Raw genomic sequence first — 8,191 nt, 5'->3', positions numbered from 1 at the left:
TGGCCCGCCGCGAGCGCGTGACGCTGTCGACGGTCGTGCAGGCGGCGTGGGCGAAGGTGCTGTCGGCGTCTTCCGGCGAGGACGACGTCGTGTTCGGCCTGACCGTGTCCGGGCGCCCGGCTGAACTGGCCGGTGTCGAGTCGATGGTCGGGTTGTTCATCAACACGCTGCCGGTCCGGGCCGCCGTACCGGTGGACACGTCGTTCGCCGCCTGGTTGCCGCAGCTGCGGGACAACCAGGTTGCGCTGCAACGGTTCGAGTACACGCCGCTGGTCGACGTGCAGCGGTGGTCGGCTGTCCCGCACGGCCGCGCGTTGTTCGACAGCATCGTGGTCTTCGGCAACTTCCCCCAGGAGGAGTTGCCGGAGGACCTCGGCGGGGTGCGGGCCACCGAGTCGGTGGAGCAGGGCAACTACCCGCTGACGTTCGCGGTCGACCTGGAGGACACGCTCAAGATCGAGGCGGAGTTCTCCACGGCGGCGTTCGACGCCGTCACGATCGAGCGGATCCTCGACCAGTTGGTGGTCGTGCTGTCCGCGGTGGCGGAACGTCCCGGACTCGCGGTCGGCGCCGTGCCGTTGCAGCGCCCCGAGCAGGCAGCGGCGTTGGTGGCACGGGGAACCACGCCGGTTCCGGCCGCCGAACCACCGGTGCCCGAGCTGATCCGCGGGTGGGCCACCGGCGAGGCCGTGGTGTGCGGTGATGAGCGGCTGACGTTCGCCGAGTTGAACGCTCGTGCGGACGCATTGGCCGTGCGGCTCCGGCAGGCCGGTGTGACCGTAGGATCGCCGGTCGCCGTGCTGGTGCCGCGTGGGCTGAACCTGGCGGTGGCGTTCCAGGGCGTGCTGCGTTCGGGCGGTGTGTACGTGCCGGTCAACCCCGGACTTCCGGCCGAGCGGGTGGAGTTCCTGCTGGCGGATTCCGGTGCCGTCGCCGCGGTCGCCACCTCGCCGCTGGCCGGCTTCGCGGGTGCGGTGCTGGAGGTGGACGGTCCGTCCACCGCTCCCGCGGACGTGCTCGCGCCGGTCGACCCGGAGGCGGTGGCGTACATCGCTTACACGTCCGGTTCAACCGGCCGTCCCAAGGGCGTGGCGGTGACGCACCGGGCGTTGTCGTCGTACGTCGCGGGATGGCGGGACGGTCTCGCCGGCCTCGGTGGTCCCGGAACGGTGCTGTCCATGTCCGGACCCGGTTTTGACGTGTCGATCGGTGACATGACCCGTGCGTTGGCGTTCGGGCAGACCGTGGTGTTCCTGCCGCACGACGAGCACGTGACCGTGGAGTCGTTGCACCGGACGTTGGTGGACCACCAGGTCGAGGTCGCGGAGATCGTGCCCGGCATGTTGTTGCGCGATCTCGCGGCGCACTGCCGGGTCGCAGGTTCGGTGGAGTCGTTGCGGTTGGTGATCTCGGGTACGGACATGTGGACGCACGACGCGTTGACTGGTGCTGTGGCCGAGGTGGCGCCGAATGCGGTGCCGGGCAACGTGTTCGGGGTGACCGAGGCGGCGATCGACTCGATCTTCCACCCCGTGTCCGAGGACCACCCTGCCGCCGTGGTGCCGATCGGCACGCCGCTGGCGGGTGCGCGGGCGTTCGTGGTGGACGGGTCGTTGCGGCCGGTTCCCGTCGGGGTGCCGGGTGAGCTGCTGGTCGGTGGTGCCGGTGTCGCGCAGGGCTACGTGGGCCGGCCCGACCTGACCGCCGAGCGGTTCGTGCCGGACGTGTTCGGCGGCGCCGGGGGCCGGTTGTACCGCACCGGTGACCGGGCGAAGTGGCGTGCGGACGGCACGATCGAGTTCCTGGGCCGGGTCGACGAGCAGGTGAAGATCCGCGGTTACCGGGTCGAACCGGGCGAAGTCGAAGTCGTCATCGGTGACCACCCGGACGTGCGTGGTGTCGTTGTGGTGGCGCGGGATGGTGGTCCGCACGGCGGCAAGCGCCTGATCGCCTACGTGGTCCCGGAGGGCGAGTTCAGCTCGAAGGCCTTGAGGGACTGGCTGCGCGAGCGGGTGCCGGACTACCTGGTGCCGTCGGTGTTCGTTGCGTTGGAACGGCTTCCGCTCACCCCGAACGGCAAGGTCGACCGCCGTGGTCTGCCCGACCCGGAGCCGGAGACGGCCGGAGAGGTGTTCGTCGCACCCAGGACCGCGGTCGAGGAGACCCTCGCGGCGGTGTGGAGCGGCGTGCTCGGCGTGGAGCGCGTCGGCGTGCACGACAACTTCTTCGAGCTGGGCGGCGACTCGATCCTGAGCCTGCAGATCGTCGCCAGGGCGCGGGCGGCGGGCCTCGGCATCGACGTGGCGGACGTGTTCGCCCACCAGTCGGTGGCCGAGCTGGCACCGGTGGTGCGCGACGCCCCGGCGGCGACGCTCGCCGAGCAGGGTGTCGTGACCGGTCCGGTGCCGTTCACGCCGATCCAGCGGTGGTTCCTGGCGCAGGACCTGCCGAACCGCGACCACTGGAACTGGTCGGGGATGTTCGAGCTGGCACCGGGAACCGATCCGGTCCGGCTCGGGCAGGCACTCGACGTCGTGGTGGCGCACCACGACGCGCTGCGGATCCGGTTCACGCCGGAGAGCCAGGTCAACGCACCGGTCGAGAGCGGCGAACTCCTGCGCGTGGCCGGCGGCGACTCGGTGGTCGAGCACATGACCGAGGCGCAGAAGTCGTTGCGGCTGAACGACGGTCCGCTTCTCGCGGCCGTGTACTTCGACCGTGGCGACGAGCCCGCGTGGCTCGGTTTGACCGTGCACCACCTGGTGATGGACGGCGTGTCGTGGAACGTCCTGCTGGAGGACCTCGACGCGGCCTACGCGGGCCGGGAGCTCGGGCCGAAGACCACGTCGTTCCGGCAGTGGGCGGCACAGCTGGAGGACGACGACGCGAGCGGCGAACGGGACCACTGGGCCACGGCGACCGCGGACGTGGTGGCGCTGCCGGCCGACGGCGACGGCCCGAACGACGATGCCTCCGAAGCCGTTGTGCGGTCCTGGCTGGACGCGGGCACGACCGCGGCCCTGCTCGGCGACGCCCACAGGGCGTACCGCACGCAGAGCCAGGACCTGCTGCTCGCGGCGTTGGCCCAGGCGCTCGGCGAGTGGGCCGGCAGCGACCACGTGACGATCGACCTGGAGAGCCACGGTCGCGAGGGCGCTGACCTGTCGCGCACGGTCGGCTGGTTCACGTCGATCTTCCCGGTGCGCCTCAGCGGCGGGAACGACCCGGCGGCGGCGATCAAGGCGGTCAAGGAGGAACTCCGCGCGGTACCGCGCCGGGGCGTCGGCTTCGGCGTGCTGCGCTGGCTGCGCGACGAGTTCGCCGAGGCGCCGGACCGTCCGGTGCTGTTCAACTACCTCGGTGCGCACGACGGCGCCGGCGACTCGACCGGCCTGATCCGGCGGGAGCTGGACGCCGACCTGGCGGGTCCGAGCGAGGCCGGGGGCGGCACGCGGTCGCACCTGCTGCAGCTCGAGGTGCAGCAGACCGCCGACGGCAGGCTGTCGATCGAGTGGTTCCACTCGACCGGCGTCCACGACACCGCCACGGTCGAACGGGTCGCGGCCCGCTACGTCGAGGCGCTGCGGGCACTGGTCGAGCACTGCCGGACGGCCACCGGCTTCACGCCGTCGGACTTCCCGCTGGCGTCGCTCACCCAGGCCGAGGTCGACGGGCTGGCCGGGAGCCATCCGTCCCTGGTGGACGTCTACCGGCTGGCGCCCGTGCAGTCCGGCATGCTGTTCGGCGTCGTCGGTGCCCCGGACGAGGGCGACGGCCTCTACTGGGGCCAGGGCGTCTACGACCTCGCCGGTCCGATCGACGCCGGCCGGTTCACCGCCGCCTGGCGCGAGGTGGTCGCGAGGCACGCCGCCCTGCGCAGCGGGTTCGTGTGGGAGGGCGTCGGCGAACCGGTGCAGATCGTGCTCGGCGACGTCGAGGTGCCGGTGACGGTCCACGACTGGTCCGCGCTCGACGACGCCGCACAGCGGGAGGCGCTGCGGGAACTGCTGGCGGACGACCGCGCGCTCGGCTTCGACCTGGCCCGGCCGCCGCTCACGCGCCTGTACCTCGCCAACCGCGGCAACGGGCGGAACTGGCTGGTCTGGGGCCTCTACCAGGGCCTGTGCGACGGGTGGAGCCTGCCCGTCGTCATGGACGAGGTGTCGGCGGCCTACCGGCGGCGGGCACTGCCGCCCACCAGGCCGTACCGCGACTACATCGCCTGGCTCGACCAGCGCGACCCCGCGGACACCGAGGCGTTCTGGCGCGCCTACCTCGACGGCTTCGAGGCGCCCACCGCGCTGCCGGTCGACCGCCTGGCCGCGAGCCACTACGCGCAGGACCGCCGGCGCACGCTCCTCGACCGGGACGTCACGACGAGGCTCGTCGAGCTGGCCCGGCGCGAACGCGTCACGCTGTCGACGGTCGTGCAGGCGGCGTGGGCGAAGGTCCTCTCGGCCGGTGCGGGCGAGGACGACGTGGTGTTCGGCCTGACCGTCTCGGGTCGTCCGGCCGACCTGGCCGGCGTGGAGTCGATGGTCGGGTTGTTCATCAACACGCTGCCGGTGCGAGCGGTGATCCCGCGCGGCACACCGTTCGCCACGTGGCTGCGCGAGCTGCGGGACAACCAGGTCGGGCTCCAACGGTTCGAGCACACGCCGCTGGTCGACGTCCAGCGCTGGTCGGCGGTCCCGCACGGCCGGGCGTTGTTCGACAGCATCGTGGTGTTCGGCAACTACCCGCAGGAGGAGGCACCCGCCGACGCCGGCGAGGAGTGGGCCGACGCCGTGGAGTCCGTCGAGCAGGGCGACTACCCGCTCACGTTCGCGGTCGACCTGGAGGACACGCTCAAGATCGAGGCGGAGTTCTCCACGGCCGCGTTCGACGCCTCGACCGTCGAGCGCGTTCTCGACCAGTTGGTCGTCGTCCTCACCGCCGTCGCCCACGAGCCGGAGCTGGCCGTGGCGGACCTGCCGCTGCAGCGTCCGGAGCAGGCCGCGGAACTCGTGGCACGGGGCGCGACCGGGGCACCGGCCGCCGAACCGCCGGTGCCCGAACTGGTCCACAGCTGGGCGCGCACCGGTGCCGTGGCCGCGAAGTGCGGCGACGAGCGGCTGACGTTCGCCGAGCTGGACGCGCGGTCCGCCGGCCTCGCCGCACGGCTGCGGCGGGCGGGCGTGGCGGTGGAGTCTCCGGTGGCGGTGCTCGTGCCGCGCGGACTCGACCTGGCTGTGGCGTTCCAGGGCGTGCTGCGCAGCGGTGGCGTCTACGTGCCGGTCAACCCGGGTCTGCCGCGGGAACGTCTCGCGTTCCTGCTCGCCGACGCCGGGGTGGTCGCGGCGGTCACCACCGAGGACCTCGCCGGAGAGCTGTCCGGGTTCGGCGGCGAGGTCCTCGTGCTGGACGGCACGGTCGGCGACCTGCCGGTGCGGATCGAACCGGATTCGTTGGCGTACATCGCTTACACGTCCGGTTCGACCGGGCGGCCGAAGGGCGTGGCGGTGACGCACCGCGCGTTGTCGTCGTACGTCGCGGGATGGCGCGACGGACTCGCCGGTCTCGGCGGGCCCGGCCCGGTGCTGTCGATGTCGGGTCCCGGCTTCGACGTGTCGATCGGCGACATGACCCGCGCCCTGGCGTTCGGCCAGACCGTGGTGTTCCTGCCGCACGACGAGCACGTGTCCGTGGAGTCGTTGCACAGCACGCTTTCCGACAACCGCGTGGCGATCGCCGAGATCGTGCCGGGCATGCTCCTGCGCGACCTCGCGGCTCACTGCCGGGAGGCGGGCCCGGTCGAGTCGTTGCGGCTCGTCATCTCGGGCACGGACATGTGGACGCACGACGCGCTCACCACCGCTGTCGCCGAGGTGGCGCCGAACGCGGTGCCGGGCAACGTGTTCGGGGTGACCGAGGCGGCGATCGACTCGATCTTCCACCCGGTCACCGACGACCACCCGCAGGCCGTCGTGCCCATCGGAACGCCGCTCGCCGGCGTCCGCGCCGTCATCGTCGACGACGCGCTGCGCCCGGCCCCGGCCGGTGTTCCCGGTGAGCTGCTCGTCGGCGGTCCCGGTGTGGCGCGGGGGTACGTGAACCGGCCCGACCTCACCGCGGAGCGGTTCGTGCCGGATCTGTTCGGCGGGTCGGGCGGGCGGCTCTACCGCACCGGTGACCGGGCGAAGTGGCGTGCGGACGGCACGATCGAGTTCCTCGGCCGCGTGGACGAACAGGTCAAGATCCGCGGCTACCGGGTCGAACCCGGTGAGGTCGAGGTCGTCCTCGGCGACCACCCCGGCGTGCGTGATGTCGTCGTGGTGGCACGGGACGGCGGACCGCACGGCGGCAAGCGCCTGGTCGCCTACGTCGTGGCGGAGGGCGGGTTCGACTCGAAGGAACTGCGGTCGTGGCTGCGGGAACGGGTGCCGGACCACCTGGTGCCCTCGGTGTTCGTGGCCCTCGACGAGGTGCCGCTCACGCCCAACGGCAAGGTGGACCGGCGCGGATTGCCGGACCCCGAGCCGGAGACGCCCGCGGAGGTCTTCGAGGCGCCCCGGACGTCCGTCGAGGACACCCTGGCGGCGGTGTGGGCACAGGTGCTCGGTCTCGACCGCGTCGGTGTGCACGACAACTTCTTCGAGCTGGGCGGCGACTCGATCCTGAGCCTGCAGATCGTCGCCAGGACGAGGGCGGCGGGCCTCGGTGTGGACGTGGCGGACGTGTTCGCCCACCAGACCATCGCCGAGCTGGCACCGGTCGTCCGCGACACCCCGGCGGCGACGCTGGCCGACCAGGGCGTCGTGACCGGACCCGTCCCGCTCACGCCGATCCAGCACTGGTTCGTCGAGGAGGACGTCCCGGACCGCGACCACTGGAACTGGTCGGGCGTCTTCGAGCTCGCGGCTGGCACGGAGAAGGGGAGGCTCGCGAGAGCGCTCGACGTCGTTGTGGCGCACCACGACGCGCTGCGCATCCGGTTCCGCCAGGAAGGCGGCACCTGGGTGCAGGACAACGACGGTGAGCTGACGGACGTTCTGCGCGTTGTCACCGCACGGACTGAAGACGAGGTCATCGCGCACATGACCGAGGCGCAGACGTCGTTGCGCCTCGCGACCGGTCCGCTCCTCGCCGCGATCTACTTCGACCGAGGCGACGAACCGGCCTGGCTCGGACTCACCGCGCACCACTTCGTCATGGACGGCGTGGCGTGGAACGTCCTGCTGGAGGACCTCGGCACCGCCTACGAGGCAGGGCCGGAGGCCCTGGCGCCCAAGACGACCTCGTTCCGGCAGTGGGCCGAGGTGCTGCACGCCGACGACCCCTCGGCGGAACGCGACCACTGGGCCGCGCAGACCGAACGGGTCACCGCCGTCCCCGTCGACGGCCGGGGTGCCAACACCGAGGCGTCCGCCGACACCGTCCGGACGTGGCTCGACGCGAAGTCCACCGAACTGCTGCTCGGTGAGGCGCACAAGGCGTACCGCACGCAGATCAACGACCTGCTGCTCGCGGCACTGCTGCGAACGCTGGGCGAGTGGGCGGGCGTCGGCGACGTCACGATCGACCTCGAAAGCCACGGCCGCGAGGCGATCGCCGACGGTGTCGACCTGTCGCGCACGGTCGGCTGGTTCACGTCGATCTTCCCGGTGCGCCTGCGCCACCCGCGCCTCGGCGACAGCGGCGAGCTGATCAAGGCGGTCAAGGAGCAGCTGCGCACCGTTCCGCGCCGCGGCGTCGGCTACGGGGTCCTGCGTTATCTCAAACGCGACGAACGACTGGCCGGCGCACCCGCGCGGCCGGTGTTGTTCAACTACCTCGGCGCGTTCGACGCCGCGGGCGACGACGCGGTCGGATTGATCCGGAAAGAACTCCCGTCCGACCTCTGCGGGCCCACCGAGGACGAAGGGGGAAGCCGCTCGCACCTCCTGCAGATCGAAGCCGAGCACACCTCGGACGGCCGTCTGCTCGTCGAGTGGTATTTCAGCACCAATGTGCACCGGCCAGCGACGGTCGAACGGCTCGCGGCGCGTTACGTGACCGTTCTGCGCGAACTCGTGGAGCACTGCCAATCGGGAGCCGGCGGCGTCACGCCGTCCGACTTCCCGCTGGCCAACATCGACCAGGCCGCTCTCGCCGCCGTGCTCAAGCAGATGGGAGGCTGATCCCGGCACATCAGGGGCGTTCAGCGCACCGG

At 71.9% G+C, this 8,191-nt stretch carries 1 protein-coding gene; it reads left to right on the top strand.

Annotated features, from left to right (window positions below):
• A partial coding sequence (locus tag L6E10_RS32610; protein WP_236223989.1) for a non-ribosomal peptide synthetase occupies positions 1-8,159 on the top strand: 8,159 nt, incomplete at its 5' end.
• Positions 8,160-8,191 lie beyond the last annotated feature (32 nt).

This window comes from Lentzea sp. CC55 (genome assembly GCF_021056325.1).
Taxonomy (GTDB): domain Bacteria; phylum Actinomycetota; class Actinomycetes; order Mycobacteriales; family Pseudonocardiaceae; genus Lentzea; species Lentzea jiangxiensis.
The sequence above is the reverse complement of the archived record's forward strand: the minus strand, read 5'-3'. Positions and strand labels throughout refer to the sequence as shown.